At 58.8% G+C, this 18,534-nt stretch carries 17 protein-coding genes and 1 tRNA gene; 3 read left to right on the top strand and 15 right to left on the bottom strand.

What is annotated here, in order from left to right; all coding sequences use genetic code 11:
* Positions 1-34: 34 nt before the first annotated feature.
* Positions 35-652, top strand: a complete 618-nt coding sequence (locus CRP02_RS17080) for an FMN-dependent NADH-azoreductase (protein ID WP_097171797.1) — start codon at positions 35-37, stop codon at positions 650-652.
* A 42-nt stretch (positions 653-694) separates the two neighbouring features.
* Here CRP02_RS17080 and CRP02_RS17075 read toward each other — a convergent pair whose 3' ends face one another.
* The 3 genes from CRP02_RS17075 to ilvA form a co-directional block, all read right to left on the bottom strand.
* Positions 695-1,960, bottom strand: a complete 1,266-nt coding sequence (locus CRP02_RS17075; RefSeq protein WP_097172823.1) for a sensor domain-containing diguanylate cyclase — start codon at positions 1,958-1,960, stop codon at positions 695-697.
* A gap of 117 nt (positions 1,961-2,077) precedes the next feature.
* On the bottom strand, positions 2,078-2,386 hold the full coding sequence (locus CRP02_RS17070) for an HlyU family transcriptional regulator (protein ID WP_013635901.1): 309 nt from the start codon (positions 2,384-2,386) through the stop codon (positions 2,078-2,080).
* Positions 2,387-2,462: 76 nt separating this feature from the next.
* Complete coding sequence (ilvA, locus tag CRP02_RS17065) at positions 2,463-3,737, bottom strand: threonine ammonia-lyase (protein WP_097172822.1); 1,275 nt, start codon at positions 3,735-3,737, stop codon at positions 2,463-2,465.
* A gap of 79 nt (positions 3,738-3,816) precedes the next feature.
* On the opposite strand from ilvA, the gene CRP02_RS17060 reads away from it, so the two are divergent.
* Positions 3,817-5,274, top strand: coding sequence for a TrkH family potassium uptake protein (locus CRP02_RS17060; RefSeq protein WP_174001658.1), 1,458 nt, complete (start codon positions 3,817-3,819; stop codon positions 5,272-5,274).
* 107 nt (positions 5,275-5,381) lie between these two features.
* Positions 5,382-5,636 (top strand): heavy-metal-associated domain-containing protein, encoded by a 255-nt coding sequence (locus CRP02_RS17055; protein ID WP_003496638.1) that lies wholly within the window; start codon positions 5,382-5,384, stop codon positions 5,634-5,636.
* A 281-nt stretch (positions 5,637-5,917) separates the two neighbouring features.
* On the opposite strand, the gene CRP02_RS17050 is transcribed toward CRP02_RS17055, so the two are convergent.
* The 12 genes from CRP02_RS17050 to CRP02_RS16995 form a co-directional block, all read right to left on the bottom strand.
* Positions 5,918-7,411: an ABC transporter substrate-binding protein gene (locus tag CRP02_RS17050; RefSeq protein WP_097171796.1), complete on the bottom strand. Its 1,494-nt coding sequence runs from the start codon at positions 7,409-7,411 to the stop codon at positions 5,918-5,920.
* Between the two features lie 240 nt (positions 7,412-7,651).
* On the bottom strand, positions 7,652-8,662 hold the full coding sequence (locus CRP02_RS17045; RefSeq protein WP_097171795.1) for an ABC transporter ATP-binding protein: 1,011 nt from the start codon (positions 8,660-8,662) through the stop codon (positions 7,652-7,654).
* Positions 8,663-8,674: 12 nt separating this feature from the next.
* The gene (locus tag CRP02_RS17040; protein ID WP_097171794.1) at positions 8,675-9,739 is read right to left on the bottom strand and encodes an ABC transporter ATP-binding protein; all 1,065 of its coding nucleotides are present in this window, start codon (positions 9,737-9,739) and stop codon (positions 8,675-8,677) included.
* A 141-nt stretch (positions 9,740-9,880) separates the two neighbouring features.
* Complete coding sequence (locus CRP02_RS17035) at positions 9,881-10,786, bottom strand: ABC transporter permease (RefSeq protein WP_046205511.1); 906 nt, start codon at positions 10,784-10,786, stop codon at positions 9,881-9,883.
* Entirely contained in the window at positions 10,776-11,720 is a 945-nt protein-coding gene (locus CRP02_RS17030; RefSeq protein ID WP_003512536.1) for an ABC transporter permease, read from the bottom strand. Before CRP02_RS17030 ends, CRP02_RS17035 begins: the two co-directional genes overlap by 11 nt.
* Positions 11,721-11,792: 72 nt before the next feature.
* Positions 11,793-12,281, bottom strand: coding sequence for a Cu(I)-responsive transcriptional regulator (gene cueR / locus CRP02_RS17025; protein WP_013635893.1), 489 nt, complete (start codon positions 12,279-12,281; stop codon positions 11,793-11,795).
* Between the two features lie 11 nt (positions 12,282-12,292).
* On the bottom strand, positions 12,293-13,315 hold the full coding sequence (locus CRP02_RS17020; protein WP_097171793.1) for a 2Fe-2S iron-sulfur cluster-binding protein: 1,023 nt from the start codon (positions 13,313-13,315) through the stop codon (positions 12,293-12,295).
* Positions 13,316-13,328: 13 nt separating this feature from the next.
* On the bottom strand, positions 13,329-15,833 hold the full coding sequence (locus tag CRP02_RS17015) for a heavy metal translocating P-type ATPase (protein ID WP_179784157.1): 2,505 nt from the start codon (positions 15,831-15,833) through the stop codon (positions 13,329-13,331).
* A 247-nt stretch (positions 15,834-16,080) separates the two neighbouring features.
* Positions 16,081-16,166, bottom strand: a tRNA-Leu gene (locus CRP02_RS17010).
* A 141-nt stretch (positions 16,167-16,307) separates the two neighbouring features.
* Positions 16,308-17,036 (bottom strand): hypothetical protein, encoded by a 729-nt coding sequence (locus tag CRP02_RS17005; RefSeq protein WP_013635890.1) that lies wholly within the window; start codon positions 17,034-17,036, stop codon positions 16,308-16,310.
* A 116-nt stretch (positions 17,037-17,152) separates the two neighbouring features.
* Positions 17,153-17,686, bottom strand: coding sequence for a MerR family transcriptional regulator (locus CRP02_RS17000; RefSeq protein ID WP_097102218.1), 534 nt, complete (start codon positions 17,684-17,686; stop codon positions 17,153-17,155).
* 275 nt (positions 17,687-17,961) lie between these two features.
* Positions 17,962-18,300, bottom strand: coding sequence for an integration host factor subunit alpha (locus tag CRP02_RS16995; protein ID WP_003512530.1), 339 nt, complete (start codon positions 18,298-18,300; stop codon positions 17,962-17,964).
* Positions 18,301-18,534 lie beyond the last annotated feature (234 nt).

The raw sequence follows: 18,534 nt of genomic DNA, 5'->3' as shown, positions 1-18,534 counted from the left end.
GCCCGTCAATTCATCGCTTATGCAAGGAAAGACCATGTCCAATATTCTGCTCATCACCTCCAGCCCGCGTGGCGACGAATCGATTTCCAACAAGTTTTCCGGCGAACTCGCAAACAAGCTGAAGGCCAAGTCGGCTTCCAACACCCTTGTCCACCGCGATCTTGCTGCCGACCCCATTCCGCATCTCGACACCGTCAAGACCGCTGCGATCCGCAAGGCTCCCGACCAGCGCACAGCTGAAGAAGCGGTTGCAGCCGATTATTCCGACAAGCTGGTTGCAGAGCTTATGGCCGCCGACACTGTCGTCATCGGCACCGGCCTCATCAACTTCAACATCTATTCCGGCCTGAAGTCGTGGATCGACAACGTCGCCCGCGCTGGCCAGACCTTCAAGTACACCGAAACCGGCCCGGTTGGCCTTGCCACCGGCAAGAAGGTCTACATCGTGCTGGCCGCCGCCGGCGTTTATTCCGAAGGCCCGGCTGTATCGATGAACCACGCCGTTCCCTACCTCAAGACCGTTCTTGGCTTCATGGGCATGACGGATGTTGAAGTGATCTATGTCGAAGGTCTGGCATTTGGCCCGGAAGCCGTTGAAAAGGCCGTTGCGGCAGCCGAAGCAAAGGTTGCCGAACTGGCGCAGGCCGCCTGAGGCGCCATTTGACACATGGTGATGCCGGCACGATTGCCGGTATCAGCCGACCCACATTCCGTAACGGCCGTGCACCTGATCACGGCCGTTATTTTTTGCCGCATATAGCCGCGCATCGGCTTCCGACAGCAGCGCGCGGAAAAGCTGCCCGTCCTCGAAAGCCGTGGCGACGCCGATGCTGACAGTCAGCGGCGAACCGTCCGGCCGTTGCAGATCCTTCAAGATCGCCGTCCGCAGACCTGCTGAAAAGGCAAGTGCCCCCTCATGGGCCATCGTCGGCAACAGGGCCACGAACTCCTCGCCGCCGAACCGGTAGAGATGGCCGTGCGGTTGCACGATGCGTTTCAGAACGGCGGCGAATTCCCGCAATATCTCATCGCCCTGCAAATGCCCGAAGGTGTCGTTGACGGTCTTGAAGTGATCGATATCGACTATCAGCACGCTGACGGGACGTTTCTTTTCCAGACATTCCACGACGACGGACGGCGCATCGAGTTCCATGCGGGCGCGGTCAGACACACCGGTCAGCATGTCGCGGCCGGAACGGGACAAAAGCTCCTCGTAGCGTTCCCTGAAGGTGAGGTCGTTGAAGACATCTGCAACGCTGCGGCGCGTCAGGAAGCGGCCCTTCGCCGCCGTCAGCTTCAGATAAATGGCAAAGAGCAGAGCATAGATGGCCACGGCCACCATCTTCGCTTTCCAGCCATCGTAAAAGACATCGACCGGCGCGTTCAGCATATATCGCAACGCCGCGTAAAAGCCTGCCTGATCCAGGCTCAAAATCGCCACGCCACAGATTGCAAAGCGCAGGACAATATGGCGCTGCAAATAGCGTCCCAGCTTTTCGTAAAACAGAATGATGGCGATGGCGTCGATATAAAGCAGGCTGGTTCCCCAGACCATCAGCACGCCCATCTCATCCAGAAATCCGGTATTTACCGACTGTCCGGGGACAATTGCCACCGTCGGATGGAAGCGGATGATCTGCGCCATGATGACGGTGAGTATATTGCCGAGAAACAGGCCGTAGATCGGCTGGCGGACGACTGCCGCATCCTCTCGCATATAGAGCATGAGGATCATCATCAGTTTGCCGGCAAAAAGGATCGAGGAGCCGGGTGATACCACGCCAAATGGCAGCTCGACGTAAAAGACCGCCGCCAGGTAGGTTTCCAGGAAATGCATGACGCCCAGCGCGGTGAGAAAAACACCGATGCCGAGAATATGCCGGTAATGAAGGAATGCCGTCATTACCGAAAAATAGACGATGGCTTCCGCCACGAAGAGGGCCAGATTTGCCCATTGCATCGGCATACGCCCTATCGATCCACATCGCGCCGGTTCATCGGCGCGACTTCATGCCCTCCGAAGACGATAGGCCGAAGCAACCAACGGAATCTTAATGTCCAGCAGAAGAAACCGCCATCATTTTCCTGGGAAAAGCGATGCACCGTTCTGATCGATGATCAGCTTTGCCTTGCGGATGGTGAACTCAACCGCATCGTCCATGCTGGTGAAGACATCGGCGCGCACGAATTCATGCACAAGCGTTTCCTCGCCGTCCTTTTTCTCGATGCGGCCCGCCAAACGGAACTGGCCGCCTTCCTTCAGTGGCGTCGCATAGATCAGATAGTCTCCATGCACATGCGGTTCCGACTGCGCTGCCTTCTGCGGCGCATCCGCGGACTGGCCGGAGCCGAAGGCCGAAAGGATTTTGGAAAAAAACGATGCCATGGCTTTCACTCCCTTAATCTGTCTCGCATTTCGAAGGGCGGATATGCTCCGCCCTTCCCCGTCGCTCTCACCCCGATCAGATGATCAGGTTCGACAGGATCTCGTTTTCGGTAATATCCTCATAACCGAGGCCAGCAGCCTCGAAACGTTCCAGAAGCCCTGCAAAGTTTTCCTGCGCGTTGGTTTCGATGCCGATAAGGATCGAACCGAAATTGCGGGCCGATTTCTTCAGATACTCGAAACGGGCGATATCGTCGTCCGGGCCAAGCAGATTGAGGAAATCGCGCAGCGCGCCGGGGCGCTGCGGCAGGCGCAGAATGAAGTATTTCTTCACGCCGGTGTAACGCATGGCGCGTTCCTTGACGTCAGGCAGGCGCTCGAAATCGAAATTGCCGCCGGAGACGACGACGATAACCGTCTTGCCTTCCAGTTTCTCGCGGCCGAGCTTCTCCAGCGCGGCAATGGACAGCGCACCCGCTGGCTCCAGCACCACGCCTTCGAGGTTCAGCATCTCGATGATGGTCACGCAGATGGCGTTTTCGGGGATGAGCAAAACCTGCTCGGCCGGAAAATCCTTCAGCGCCTGGAAGTTCAGATCGCCGATGCGGGCAACGGCGGCGCCGTCGACGAAATTGTCGACCTTGGGGAGCGTTACCGCTTCGCCGCGCTCGAGGCTCCTTTTCAGGCTCGGCGCGCCTTCCGGCTCGCAGAACACGAAGTTGCCCTTTTCAGCGGTGCCCGCCAGAAAGCCGGTAAGGCCTGCCGACAGCCCGCCGCCGCCAACCGGCATGACAACCATATCCGGTTTGGTGCCTTCGGGAAGCTGGTCCATGATTTCGGCAGCAACCGTCGCCTGACCTTCGATGATATCCTGATGGTCGAAGGGCGGCACCATGTAGGCGTCATTGTCTTCGACGTATTTGCGCGCGGCGGCGTAACATTGGTCGAAAATATCGCCCACCAGACGGATACTGATGAATTCACCACCGAAGATGCGGGTCTTGTCGATCTTCTGCTGCGGTGTGGTCACCGGCATGAAAACAACACCGTGAACGCCGAAATGGCGGCAGGCGAAAGCAAAGCCCTGCGCATGGTTGCCGGCCGAAGCGCAGACGAAAACCTTGTCCTTGCCAGCCTTCGCCACCGCCTTGCGGAGAAAGTTGAATGCGCCTCTAATCTTGTAGGAACGAACCGGAGACAGATCCTCACGCTTCAGCCAAATCGACGCGCCATACCGACGGCTGAGATGTTCATTCAACTGCAACGGCGTTTCCGGGAATATCTCCCGCACTTCCCGCCGCGCTGCCTCCACAAGCTGCTTGTCCACGATTGTCAATCCATTGAAATTCATAATGGCACCCGCTATGCCATAGGAAGGCGTCAGAGACAAAGACTCATTTCACGCTGCCACGAACCCTGGGTTTCATTTCTTGAACAGCAATCTTCTGCGCTCGGTCATATATGTGGCGTCCATCTTCGGGCTCTATCTCGCGACGGCCATGTTCCTGCCCGCGCTGACGGACCTTTATTACGGCAATGACGACTGGATGGTGTTTGCGCTTTCGGGCTTCATGTGCGGCGGCTTTGCACTTGCCTGCGCGCTGGCCACGCGCGCACCGATCGCGTCCTTCAACAAACGTTTCGGCTTCCTGCTCGTCAACGTGCTGTGGCTTGTATTTTCCATTGTCGGAGCGGTTCCGCTCTATCTGTCCGAGCTTGACCTGACGCCCGGTCAGGCCCTTTTCGAATCGGTCTCGGCCATCACGACGACGGGATCGACCGCCATATCCGGCCTCGATAACGCGCCACAGGGCATTCTTCTGTGGCGGTCGTTGCTCTGTTGGCTCGGCGGCATCGGTATTGTCGCGCTTGGCCTCTTCATTCTGCCGCTCTTGCGCGTCGGCGGCATGACCTTCTTCCGCATGGAATCATCCGACACCGGCAATGACCGGCCCTTCGCGCGGCTGGCAAGCTTCACCCGCGCTTTCGTGGCGATCTACATCATCATGACCATCGCCTGCACGGTGGCTTTCGATTTTGCCGGCATGTCGCATTTCGATGCCCTCAACCATGCCATGTCGACGGTTGCGACCGGCGGTTTTTCCACCCACGACGCCTCGTTTGCCTATTTCAACAACACGGCGCTGCTTTGGATTGCCACCGTCTTCCTGATCTTCGGCAGCCTGCCCTTCTCGGTGATGATCCTGCTTGCGGTGCGCCGCAGGCTGGAGACGCTGCGCGACCCGCAGATAGCCGTCTTCCTTGGCTATCTCTGCGCGATTTCCATCGCTGTCGGCGTTTATCACCACCTTAGAAACGGCGTGCCGCTGGATACTGCGCTCAGCCATTCCTTCTTCAACATGACATCGATCCTCTCGACCGGTGGCTTTGCGAGCGACGACTACACGCTGTGGGGTCCGTTCGTTGTCGTCGTTGCCTTTTTCGCAACCTTCATGGGCGGCTGTTCCGGCTCGACGGCGGGCGGTATCAAGGCCTATCGTTTCCTGATCATGTTCAATGTCGTTCGGGCGGGCCTCAAAAAGCTGATCTATCCGAACGCGGTTTATTCGGTCCGTTACGGCCAGCAGGTGGTCGATCCCGACACGATCCGGACGATCTTCCTTTTCGTCAGCTGTTTCATCGCGCTCTGGATCGCCGGCAGCCTTGCCATGAGCCTGATGGGTTACGATTTCCTGACTGCGACCTCGGGCGTTGCGACCGCACTTGCCAATGTCGGCCCCGGCATCGGCCCGATCATCGGGCCTGTCGGCAATTTCTCCACGATCAGCGATCCGGCGCTCTATCTCCTGTCTGTCCTGATGCTGCTTGGACGTCTGGAAATCCTCACCGTTCTCGTGCTGCTGATGCCGATTTTCTGGCGCAACTAAAATGCCGGTGCGCTTATTTTGACTGCCTGAATAAAGCGCTTGACCTTCCCACGTTGGAATAGTCCAGGCTCCTGCTGTTACGAGTTCCAACCCAAGGAGAACCGCCTATGTGCACCGCCCACCAGCATCACCCCGAAACCGCTGCCGCACCTGTTGATGCCGACCTTTCTTTCCACGTTGAAGACATGACCTGCGGTCACTGCGCCGGTGTGATCAAGGGCGCAATCGAAAAGACCGTTCCCGGTGCCGCCGTTCATGCTGATCCGGCAAGCCGCACGGTTGTGGTTGGCGGCGTCTCCGACGCGGCACGTATTGCTGAAATCATCACCGCTGCGGGCTATACGCCGGAAGCGCGCGCCTGATTTGACGAGATGCCGGCGGCGGCTTTCATCCCTGCCGCCGGATAGACTTGCCTGCCCCCGCTTCACGCCAAGCTTGCGTGACAGCCGCTGGACGATACCAACGTCCGCCCCTTCTTACCTCCCCCAGGCTGCATATGCCCTCTCCCTTCCCAGGGATGACAGCGGAGGTTTTCCGGATTTCAAACCCATATTCATCAAACGCCGGCATCAACCGTCTCTGTGCCCACGAAAAACCCGGCTCTTGCGAGCCGGGCTGGGCTTCATCGGCAATGTTGCATGCCTTACTTCGTTGCCAGATCCTTGGTCATGACGAAGTAGTTGACGGGATGGGGCTTGTAGTTTGCAAGCTTCTCCGAATAGGCGTCGAATACGGTCTCATGGATCAGGAAGACGGTGACGGCCTCCTCATACAGCTTCTTTGCCGCCTCGCCGTAAATTGCATACCGCTTGGCAGGTTCGGCCGTCGCATAGGCCGATTTGATCAGCTTGTCGGTGTCTTCGTTGCAATAATGCGAGATATTGTAGCTGCCGCCGCAGGTATAGTCGGCATTGAGGAAGCCGGCCGGTTCGGCAACATCTGTGGCATAACCGCGGGACAGGAGCGCCATGTCGAAATTACCGGACAGCAGATCTGGCTCGATTGCACTGTAATCGGCGACGCGAACATCAACCTTGATACCGATTTCCTGCAACTGGGCCTGGATAATGGCCGCGACATCCTTCAGTTCCGTTTTTGCCGTATAGGCGAGGAGCGCGATCTTCAGACTGCCTGGCGCTACGCCTGCCTCTTTCAGCAGAGCTTTTGCTTTCTCGACATTATAGGCGGGCTCGACTTCCTTTGCGGCCCATGGCTCTCCCGCTGCGAACGGCAGGGTAGCACCCTTTACCGCGCCTTCATAAATGCTGTCGGCGATACCGGCGGTGTCGATGGCCGCCTGGATCGCCTGGCGCACTTTCACATTATTGAAAGGCGCCTTCGCGTTGTTCAGCAGGAGTTCCGTAATGCGCGGCGAAGGAATTGGCGCTACCTTGACGCCATCGGTGGATTCGATGGTCTTGACCGTCCATGGTGGCACGAGGCGCGAAATCTGCGCTTCGCCGGTTCGGACCTGGGTGGCGCGGGTGTCGGCATCGGGAACGAAGTTGACGCGGCCTCCGGAAAGCTTCGGCATACCGCCCCAATAATCGTGGTTGGCGGAAAGAAGCATATACTGGCTGGGGTCGACCTCCGTGATCTTGAAAGGTCCGGTGCAGGTCCCGACCGGATCGACCTTCCCGTCCTTATAGGCGGCGGGGGCAAGGATTGACGTGGCAGGGCTCGCCATTTGCGCCGGCAGCATCACCGATGGTTCGATGGTGGTGATCTTCACGCTGTCGTCACCGCTCGCTTCGACTGAAGCGATCAATTTCGGAGAGAAGGCGCGGGCCGGAACCGGCGCCTTCAGAAGATTGGTCAGCGCATTGACTGCGGTTGCGGCATTGAGCGGCTCGCCATTCTGGAACTTCACACCCTTGCGCAGCTTGAATTCCCAGACTTTAGGGTCCGTCTGCTTCCAGCTTTCGGCAAGACTGGCCTCCAGTTTCATGTCGTAGCCGACGCGCACGAAGCTTTCGAAACAACCCGCGCGTGAGCCGAGATAGGCGTCGTCCGACGCCATTTGCCAGCCGGTCTTGACACCGAAATTGTCGTCATAGGTAATCGTATCGGCCTTGGCCGTTTGAACTGAAAACGAAACCATAATGGCGCTTGTCGCCAAAAGTACGTGCTTTATCATTGAATATTCCCCTTTTATTTTTGATGACAATGCTCAAAAGTCAGTCGTCTAACGAGATTTAAGATCGTCACAAAAATAAATCTCGCAAGGCATAAGAATATCCTTCGGACGCCCCACGAACATCCGCTCGAATATCATTCATTTTATGTTTTTATACTCGGAATTTAATTCCGATATTAATTCACAAACGCACAATTCATCTGTTTTTACAGAACCAGAAGACTGTAACTGCGCTGCTCCTCAACCCCATTCCCGCCAGTGATGGCAGCGAGCGAAATGCTCCCCGGCGACGTCTTCCAGAACCGGCTCCTTTTCACCGCATATCTGCGTCGCATGCTTGCAGCGGGTGTGAAATTTGCAGCCGCTTGGAGGATTGAGCGGGCTTGGCAAATCACCATCCAGAAGCATTTCCGGTGCATATAGGCCGGTTTCATCAAGCATCGACGAGGCAATAAGAGCCTTCGTATAGGGATGCTTAGGCGCCCGGAAAAGCTCCTCCCGGTCGGCGATTTCAACGATCCGCCCGAGATACATAACCGCGATGCGATCGCAGAGGTAACGCACCACGCGCAGATCATGGGAAATCATCAGCACCGTCAAACCGTGACGGCGCTTCATGTCCATCAAAAGGTTCAGGATCTGCGTGCGCATGGAGGCATCGAGCGCCGATGTCGGTTCGTCGCACACAAGGAAGCTTGGATTGAGAAGAAGCGCGCGGCCTATGACCACGCGTTGCAACTGCCCGCCGGAACACTGGCTTGGATAACGGTCATAATAGGAGGCATCGAGGCCGACCTCCTCCAGCATCTTGAACACGCGCGCGATGCGTTCTTCGCGCGTGCCGATGCCGTGCTGGGCAAGCGGTGCTTCCATGCTTTGCCCTATGCGCATGCGCGGGTCGAGCGCGGAATAGGGATCCTGGAACACCAGTTGCACGACACGGCGCATACGCCGCAGCGTCTCGCCCTGCATGTGCAGAATATCGTGGTCTCCGATGCTGACCTCGCCTTTCGTCGCGTTGGTCAACCGCGTTATCAGCCCGGCGACAGTGCTTTTGCCGCAGCCGGATTCGCCGACGAGACCAAGAACCTCGCCCTCGCCGATCGTGAGGGAAACATCGTCCACGGATTTGACCACGCGGTTGCCGAAACCCGATATCGGATAATATTTGCACAGGTTGTTTGCGACCACATAGGGCTTGATCTTGCCATCCGCCTGAGGCCGGTTCGGTGTTTTCACTGTCGATAGCATCGCAACCCTCCTTCAGCAGACTGTGTGACTGGCATGGCTGCCGGCATTGTCGTCGTCGACCGCCCAGCACCGCGCCTTGCGACCTTCCGGCAAGGCATTCAGATCCGGCTCTGTTGCGGTGCAACGACCGCCCATGCCGGCCGACTGGGCAAGCGCGCAGCGGGGATGGAAACGGCAACCGCAGGACATGTCATGGGCCTGCGAGCTGGAGCCGGGGATCGTCAGCAGCTGCCCCTCGCTGTCGGTCGTCAGAAGCGAGCAACTGATGAGCGCCTTGGTATAGGGATGTTGCGGCGCCTTGAGGATTGCCTGCGTCGGCCCCTCCTCGACAATGCGACCGGCATACATCACCGCAATCCGGTCCGCGAAAGCGGCAACGACCGAGAGGTCATGGGTGATGAGCAGCGTGGCGAGCCGCCGCTTCCGGCGCTCATCGTCGAGCAGGCGCAATATTTGTGCCTGGACGGTGACATCGAGTGCCGTCGTCGGTTCATCGGCGATGAGCAGTTGCGGATTGCCGGAAAGTGCTGCAGCAATCATGACGCGCTGCGCCATGCCCCCGGAGAGTTCATGTGCGAAGCATTGCGCCCGCGCCGACGGATCGGGAATTCCAACATCCGACAGCATGCCGACAACCCGGCCCAGTGCCGCATGCCGGCTCATCTTGCGGTGGACCCACAGTGGCTCGGCAACCTGCGTCCTCACCCGGCTGGTCGGATCGAGCATGGCCTGCGGTTGCTGAAAAAGCATTCCGATATCGGCGCCGCGCAACGCATCAAGCTCGGAGGGCGAGAGTGCTAGAATGTCGCGCCCGGCAAAGGAAATGCGGCCGGAGTTGATTTCCGCGCCGTGCGGCAACAGCCGCATCAGCGACAGAGCCGTCATGCTCTTGCCGGATCCGGATTCGCCGACCAGTGCAACGACCTCTCCGGCATCGACGGAGAGCGTCAGACCAGAGATAACAAACTTGCGGCCATTTGCAGACGGCACCGAAACGTGCAGATCCTCGATTTCCAGAAGCGGTGTCCGCTCGGGGGCGATGGCCGTATTGGCATGCGTGTGTCCTTCGATATTCATAAGAGTTCCCCTTATTATTATTGCATCGGAGGCATGGGCGTATTTTCAAGCGGCTTCAGACGATAATACTCTCCTTGGGGCTATCGTGCCCTGTATATGTTTGATCGGCGCGGGCGCCGGTCATTGCTCTAACCGCAGGCGTCAATGGCCGTTCGGTTTCCTGGTATCCATGTTCAGGCCGTGGCCGATCCATGTCACGCTCAAGGCCGACAGGAAAATCGCCAGACCCGGTGCGATCACGAGAATGGGCATACGTTCCGCATAGGCCTGCGCATCGGCCAGCATCAGCGCCCAGTCTGCGGCCGGCGGCTGCACGCCGAGGCCGAGAAACGACAGTCCGCCCACCGTGATCAGCTTGTGGCCGAAGCGCAGGAAGGCAACGGCTGCGATGGGCCAGATCGTGTTGGGAATGACATGCCGGAAGATGATGAAGCGGCGTGTGCATCCAAGTACCTCGGCGGCGCGCATATATTCTCGGGAATTGATCGAAAGCGTCAGCCCGCGTGCCAGTCGCGCAAAAGGTGTCCAGCCGACGATCGTCAGCGACGCGATCAATGTTCCATATCCCGGGCCGAAGATGGCGACGAGGAAAATGGCGATCACCACGTCAGGGATGGCGATGAGCAGATCCACCACCCGCATCAGGACTTCATCGAGAACGCCGCGGCTGCGACCGCTGATGATGCCGATGAATGTTCCAATGGCGACCGACAGAATGACGGTGATGGCGGCAATCGTGACCGTGAAGCGTCCGCCGATAAGCAGCCGGCTCAAGACATCACGCCCGAGATGGTCAGTGCCCAGCCAGTAGGCGGCGCTTGGCGCATTCAACCGCAGGCGAAGGCTTTGCTGCGCGGGATTATAGGGTGAAATCCACGGCGCAATGACGAGCAGCACGATGATGACGAGAAAAATCGCCGAACCCGCGTAGAACGTCCAGTGCCGCCGGCGGATGAAATCCGTGAACCGGAAAAGTGTCGACGGGCGCTTGGGCAAGGTCATTGGCATGGCGGCTACCGGCGCGCTCGGGAAGTGACTAATGGTCATGTTGACCTCGCATTGCTGGATTGATCAGGACATAGAGGCCATCGGCCAGGGTATTGATCAGGATGGAAAGGGCGACGATGCAGATGAAACCGCCCTGCAGCATGGGGATGTCCCGATTGACCACGGCGTCGTAAAGAAGCCGGCCCATTCCGGGGATGGCGAATATCACCTCCACGACCACCGATCCGCCAAGCAGGCCCGCAAGCCACAGGGCAAAGAAGGTGACGATCGGAAGCGAACCGTTGCGAATGCCGTGGCGCATGACCGTGCCATGCATGCCGAGACCTCGGCTGCGGGCCGCCGTGATGTAAGGCGCGCGCAGAACCTCAGCCATGGCGGCGCGCGTCACCTGCGTGAAATAGGCCAGTGGGCGCAGCGTCAACGTCAATGCGGGAAGCACCAGCGAGCGCCAGCTATCCCAGCCCGCGGACGGCAACCAGCCGAGATAAAGCGCAAAGACGAGCGCCGACATCGGCGCAAACCAGTATTCCGGCGTGGCAACGAAGGTCTGGATCATCAGCGTTGCGAAATTGTCCAGCCGGCCACCCGGACGCATCGCCGCCAATGTACCGAGCGGCAGGGCAACGGCGACCGCAATCGCCAGCGCCGTCAGTGCCAATGTCACGGACACGCCGAGAGAGCGCAAAAGCTCACCCGCCACGGGCTGGCTGCTGGTGAAGGAAAAGCCCAGATCACCGCGCAGAGCGCCCGACAGCCATGCGAAATATTGGACGTAAAGCGGCCGGTCGAGCCCGAGGCTTAACCGCAGGGCCTCGACCGCATGCGGATCGAGCGCCGTATCGCGCATGCGCGAAAACAGAATGGTGCGGGCAGGATCGCCACCGGCCATGTAGGGCAAAAGAAACGCGATGACGGAGACGATCATCAGCATAAGGCACAGAATAAGGAAGCGTTGTATTATCTGTATCCACATTGCCTGTTCTCCTTCGCCGCAAATGGCCATTGCACTGCAATTGATGATCGGTCCCCGCCGGGGAAATGCGGTTTATTTCATGAGGCGCGGCAAATCCGTCACCACACCGGACGTGCCCTTCAGCATGCCGGAACGCTTGGGCAGGATCGCCACCGGCGTAAAATCAGGGTCTTCAGATTGGGCAAGATCCTGAATGATCGGGCAATCCGGCTCACCATTATCAGGGCAATAGGTCGCGATATTTCGCAGCGTGTCGGCCATCTCTCGAAGCGCATGCATCTTGGCCTCGAGATCTACGACATGTTCCATGACGATGCGCTTGACGTCGCAGGATGCACCGCCGGGATCGCGCCACAGGGTCATAAGCTGCCTGATCTTTTCGATCGAAAAACCGAGGTCGCGGCCGCGGCGGATGAAACGCAGCGTCTCCAGATCGTTGGTCGTATAGACCCGATAACCGGATTCCGTGCGGTTTGCCGATTTGATCAGCCCGATCGTCTCGTAATGACGGATCATCTTTGCGGAAACACCGGATGCGGTGGCGGCTGTACCAATGTTCATCGATCCTGCTCCTATCTTTCCGGGGTGAAAAACACGTCTGCATGAATGTCGGCGGTGCGGATGCCCCTTGCCAGGAGCTGCGGCACCGTTGCCTCGATCATCGCCGGCGGTCCGGCCAGATAGGCTTTCCAGCCATCGAGATCGTCGAAGTCGTCCGCCACGGCGGAACCGACATAACCGCGCCGCATCTGCGCATGGTCTTCATTGGAGAGAACCGGAACGAAACTCAGATTGCCGTGGCTGGTGGCAAGTTCTTCGAAACGGTCGACCATATAGAGGTCACGCTCGGCGCGGGCGCCGAAATAGACATGGATCGGGCGTTCCCGGCCCGTGGTCCGATCAGTGGCAAGAGCTGCCTCGACCACCGCCTTGACCGGCGCCAGCCCCGAACCGCCGGCAATGCCGAGGATCGGTCCGCAATGCTTTTCCCGCAGATACGAAGACCCGAAGGGACCGACCAGCGCGACAGGGTCACCCGCCTTGGCGTTCGCGAAAATATGGCCACTCGTGACGCCGCCGGGGACATGCCGGATATGGAATTCGATCAAGTCCTCATCGATGCGGCTGGCAATGGAATAGTCACGCGGCGAACAGTCCGGATAAAGCAGGCGCACATATTGGCCGGCCTTGAAGGTGAACAGTTCGCGATCGTCGAGCCTGATGCGGATGAGCTTGATATCATGCGTCGCATCCACCGCTTCCGCGATGACGCCATCAAAGCGGCCGGTCGGAATATCGGCAAACTCATCCTCGCCGTCGAGCCAGCCGATTGTCACGTCGCTCAACGGCACGGCGCGGCAGGCGAGTGTCAGTCCTTCCGCCTTTTCCTCTTCGGTCAATGAAAAAGGCGTATGCTTGAGAAGGTCGATCTCGCCTGAGACGAGGTGCGATTTGCACGCCCCGCACCGGCCCATGCGACAGCCGTGCGGATAGGAAATTCCGGCGGCAAGGGCGGCCTGAAGGACGGTCTCGCCCTGCACTGCCACAATGCTGCGTCCGATACGTGGCAAATAGACTGTGTTTCCAGGCGTCATCACATCCGCCCCCCTATTCTGCCGCTGCGAGTTGCATGCCGGACGATCTGTCCAGCAGCGGCGGGCGGAAGCTTTTTAGACGCAGCGCGTTGGTCAAGACAAACACGCTGGAAAGCGCCATGGCTCCGGCAGCAAGGACAGGCGACAGCAGAACACCGTTGGCAGGATACAATATTCCGGCCGCCACGGGAACGAGCGCGGCATTATAGGCAAAGGCCCAGAACAGGTTCTGGCGGATGTTGCGGATCGTCGCCTTGGACAACGCAATGGCATTCGCGACACCGCGCAAATCGCCAGACATCAACACCACATCGGCGCTTTCTATGGCGACATCCGTACCCGTGCCGATTGCGAGACCGACATCGGCTGCCGCAAGGGCCGGCGCATCGTTGATGCCATCACCGACGAAGGCCACCCGCCGGCCGCCGGCCGCAAGTCTTTTCACGGCCTCGACCTTGCCGTCAGGCAGTACTTCCGCCACCACTTCGTCGATACCAAGACGGCGGGCAATGGCTTCGGCCGTGCGGCGGTTATCGCCTGTTATCATCGTGACCTTGAGACCAAGAGCATGCAGCGCTGCGATCGCCTCCGGCGTCGTCGGCTTGATCGGATCGGCAACCGCGATGATGGCGGCCAGCCGGCCATCGACAGCGGCATAAAGCGGCGACTGCCCTTCCCTGCCCAGCCGGTCGGCATCGTCGGCGAACTTCGCAATGTCGTAACCGAGCTTCACCATGAAGCGGTCGGCGCCAGCCTCGACCTTGCGGCCGTCAACCGTTGCCGCAACGCCGAAACCGGGGGTCGCCTCAAAGCCGGCCGCGTCGGCAAGCGTCAGGCCACCATGTTTTGCCGCCTCGACGATCGCTTCGGCTATGGGATGTTCGGAACGGCTCTCAAGCGAGGCGACAAGGCGCAACACCTCATCCCGATCGAAGCCTTCGGTCGTGGTGAAATGCACCAGTGTCGGTTTGCCGAGCGTCAGCGTGCCGGTCTTGTCGACGGCGATGACATCGGCATCACGCAAAGTCTGGAGAGCATCGCCGCGCCGGAACAGCACGCCCATTTCGGCGGCGCGTCCGGTTCCGACCATGATCGAGGTCGGGGTGGCAAGGCCCATGGCGCAGGGGCAAGCGATGATGAGGACAGCGACGGCGTTAACCAGCGCAAAGGTCAAGGCGGGGTCCGGCCCGAGAATGAACCAGACGATGAAGGTGGCGATTGCAGCGAGCATGACTGCAGGTACGAACCAGTTGGTCACCTTGTCCACCAGCGCCTGTATCGGCAGCTTGTCGGCCTGCGCTTCTTCGACCATGCGGATGATCTGCGCGATCAGCGTGTCGGCACCGACCTTCGTGGCGCGGAACGTGAAGGAGCCGTTTCTGTTGACCGTACCGCCCACGACTTCGGACCCAGCCGTCTTGGTCACCGGCACCGGTTCGCCTGTAATCATCGATTCGTCGACATAGGAAGAACCATCAAGCACCAGACCATCGACTGGCACTTTCTCACCGGGACGGACAACGATGACATCGCCGGTCGCAACATCCTGCAGCGGCACATCGATGGTTTCACCATTGCGCATCACGCGGGCCGACTTGGCCTGCAGGCCGACGAGCCGCTTTATCGCCTCGCTGGTGCGGCCCTTGGCGCGCGCTTCGAGGAAACGGCCGAGCAGGATAAGCGTGACGATCACCGCTGCGGCTTCATAATAGACATTGGCCGTGCCTCTCGGCAGGATCTCGGGCACGAAAGTGGCGACGACCGAGAACCCCCAGGCGGCGGCAGTGCCCAGCACCACCAGCGAATTCATATCCGGCGCCAGCCGCAGAAGTGCGGGGATGCCTTTTTTGAAGAACCGCAGGCCCGGCCCGAAGAGGACAAGCGTGGTCAGCGCGAATTGCAGATACCAGCTTTCCCGCATGCCGACGGTTTCCATCACGAAATCATGGATGGCGGGCACCAGATGCGAGCCCATCTCCAGAATGAAGACCGGCAGCGTCAGGGCAACAGCGGTGGCCAGGCTGATTTTTAAACCGCGCAATTCAGCTTCGCGCCGGTCTGGCTCGTCACCCTTGGCCTTGTCGGCGACGATCTCGTTTGCCTTGTAACCGGCTTGGCTGATTGCTTCGGCCAGCCTCGCGGCAGAGACGGCATTGCCGGCGACGCGGACGGTCGCGCGCTCCGTTGCGAGATTGACACTCGCGTCGGAGACACCGGAAACGGCCTTCAGCGCCTTTTCGACACGGCCGACGCAGGACGCGCAAGTCATGCCCTCGATATCGAGTTCGATGGTTTTTTCGTCGACGCTATAGCCTGCATTTCGCACGGCATCGACAACGGCCGAAACGTTGGGCGCTCCCGAAAAAGCAATATCGGCGCGCTCCGTTGCAAGATTGACCGAAGCCTTGACGACCCCCGGCACCTTGGCAATAGCCTTCTCGACACGACCGACGCAGGAGGCGCATGTCATTCCCTCAATGGCTATCGAATGGTTCGCCTGTATCTGGATTTGTGACATGCGCATGACCTCTTTTTCTCTTTACAAAAAAAAGATAGGGCTTCCCATCGTGGCAAGGTCAATAGGCTCTTTTGGATGATTTTCACGGAGAAATGCCGCGAGCGTGAACAAGCCCATTTTTTAGGCTAACTCATGCGTCATGATGCAATCGATTGCCCGGATATCGACTATCCCGGTGCAGAATCCATCCTGAATGCCCGCATGTCTCAGGAAAACGGCAGAGAAATCTTTTAATTGGAGATGGAAATGGTGCGGACGGCGGGACTTGAACCCGCAAGACCAATGGTCGGCAGATTTTAAGTCTGCTGCGTCTACCGATTTCGCCACGTCCGCATTGTCGCGCCGCGTGCCAATAGGCCCCGGCGCTACAAAATTACTTTGTCATTCCTCAGGCGCAGGATCCAACGAGACCCTGACCCCAAGCACCGACAGCGCCACATCTACACAGGCCGCACCGTTTCGGTCAACCGGGCCTTAGCCACACCAGGACTGATTTTTTGCCGAGACCGGATGAGCCAGGCCTTCCCGCACGAGTTGATCGGCAAAGGATACGCCCGAACGTGAAATCCGTTTGCGTTCCATGGCTTGCCCGCCGGCTGTTGCCGACGACGCCACATCGAATGCGCCGGCATTCAGCATATCCCGCAACCGCACCTTGGCAATGAAACCGCGCTGACGCTCTTCCATGCATCGCGCCCGGTCGATCTGCGGGACCTCGATGCCGGCGAGCTGCATTTTCACGCCCTTCATCCAGAAGGTATTGCCATCGGCCACGCAATTGGTGAGACCTGAGCGACCGCAAAAGGCAAAGGCGCCGCTTTTTTCTCCCAGCGAGACTTTTTCGACCGAAGGGCGTGTTTCCGGCAGGATAGCGGCAACCTGGCTTTGCTGTGCCGCAGGCGGCATGGCAATCGAGCGTGGCGGCACCGGACCATTGATCGGTGAAACCGGCGATGCGGGGCGGATGGCCGCCACCTTCTCCGGTGCGGCCGTCTCGCGTTTGGCGGCTACGGCGATCTTGGGGGAATTTGTCGTCGTGGATGTTGCCTTCGCGACATGCCGCTGCGGCATAAGACTGTCGCGATGTTCGTAAGCCTGAATGCCGCCAGCCACGACGCCCAGCATCAGCACCCAGGGCCAAACGCTGCCGCCGGCCGATTTCTTCGCCGTACGGCGTCGCGTTGTCGGTTTTCGATTGCTCACGATCAGACTCCTTTTTACGGAGCCGCATTATCGGTCAAGAGAGTTTCTGAAAGGTTGGCATTCCAGAGCGCCTTCGCTTTTCCTGAAAATGCTCGAACAGAGTTGTGGATAAACGATCAGCGAACCTGATCAAGCAGCCGCTTGCATTCGAGAAGATCGAACAGCGCCTCCTGCAACAGCGCTTGGTCATCCTTGCCGATGCCGGATTTGCCGACCGATATCTCGGTATCGCTGTTACCGCCGCCGAAGCCGAAAAATCGGCCACTCGGCTTGGCTTTCGGGCGGCCGACGACCTCGTCCCCGTCCGGATCCAGCACGCGCGGTTCGGCAACTTCCTTTTCGCCGCTCGCTGCCATGATGGCTTCCATGGTCGCAAGATCGCCCGACGCGATTGCCGCCACGAAACGGTTTCCGTTGGCTTTCAGAAGTTTCTGCACACCTTTGATGGTGTAGCCGTGGTCATAAAGAAGATGACGAATGCCCTTGAGGAGATCGATATCATCAGGGCGGTAATAACGGCGGCCCCCACCCCGTTTCATCGGCTTGATCTGCGGAAAGCGCGTTTCCCAGAAACGCAGCACGTGCTGCGGCAGGTTCAGCTCATCCGCCACTTCACTGATCGTCCGAAACGCGTCGGGGCTTTTGTCCAAACTTCCACTCCCATCCGGACCTTGAGCGCCATGCACCCAGCCGGACACTGAACAAGAACGCTTTTCACCAGCCGATACCGTGCATCATGTCTTGCGAAAAATCGAACCCGATCCTCGCACCGATGCCCGTGGCGGCAAGATACCATTTATCTAAAATTGATTATGATGCGAGTCGACCAGATTTCAACGGCTTGCACGTCGAAATTCAAGCATGTTCACAAGAAGAATGGGGATAAAGGCTTGCCATGCGGCAAAAAACCCCTGTCGCAGCTGGCTTACGCCCCGGCTTTCTGACCCTTTTGCTTGGTCTTGCGAGCCGTATGCGCCTTCAGGATTCGCTGTTTCAGCACGTTTGATGCCTTGAAGGTCATGACGCGGCGTGGCGAAATCGGAACTTCCTCACCCGTTTTCGGGTTGCGGCCGATACGCTCGTTCTTTTCCCTGATCTGGAATGTCGCGAAGGACGAGAGCTTGACGACCTCGCCGCGCGTGATCGCATTACAAATCTCGTCGATGATCGTTTCGACCAGTTCGGCGGATTCGGTGCGGGACAGCCCGACTTTACGAAACACAGATTCTGCAAGATCTGCGCGTGTCACTGTCTTCCCGGCCATTTTTCCCCACAAACCGTGTCTGAATTTTTCTCTAGGAGCCGCCGAGATTATTTCCCTTGTGGCGACCGGTCAAGGGATTGTTCCAGATTCATTTGAGGCTTTCGGCAATCAGTGCAATGGCTTAGAGCGACCGACGCGGTTTTGCCGCAAGCGGGGGTCGCTTCAGGGCGTTTGAACGGGGTACTGCCGCAAAAATCACAACCGATTTTGTGCCAGCGCCCCGATAAACGCTAA

The organism is Rhizobium sp. AN5, assembly GCF_900215255.1.
Lineage (GTDB): Bacteria > Pseudomonadota > Alphaproteobacteria > Rhizobiales > Rhizobiaceae > Agrobacterium > Agrobacterium tumefaciens.
The sequence above is the reverse complement of the archived record's forward strand: the minus strand, read 5'-3'. Positions and strand labels throughout refer to the sequence as shown.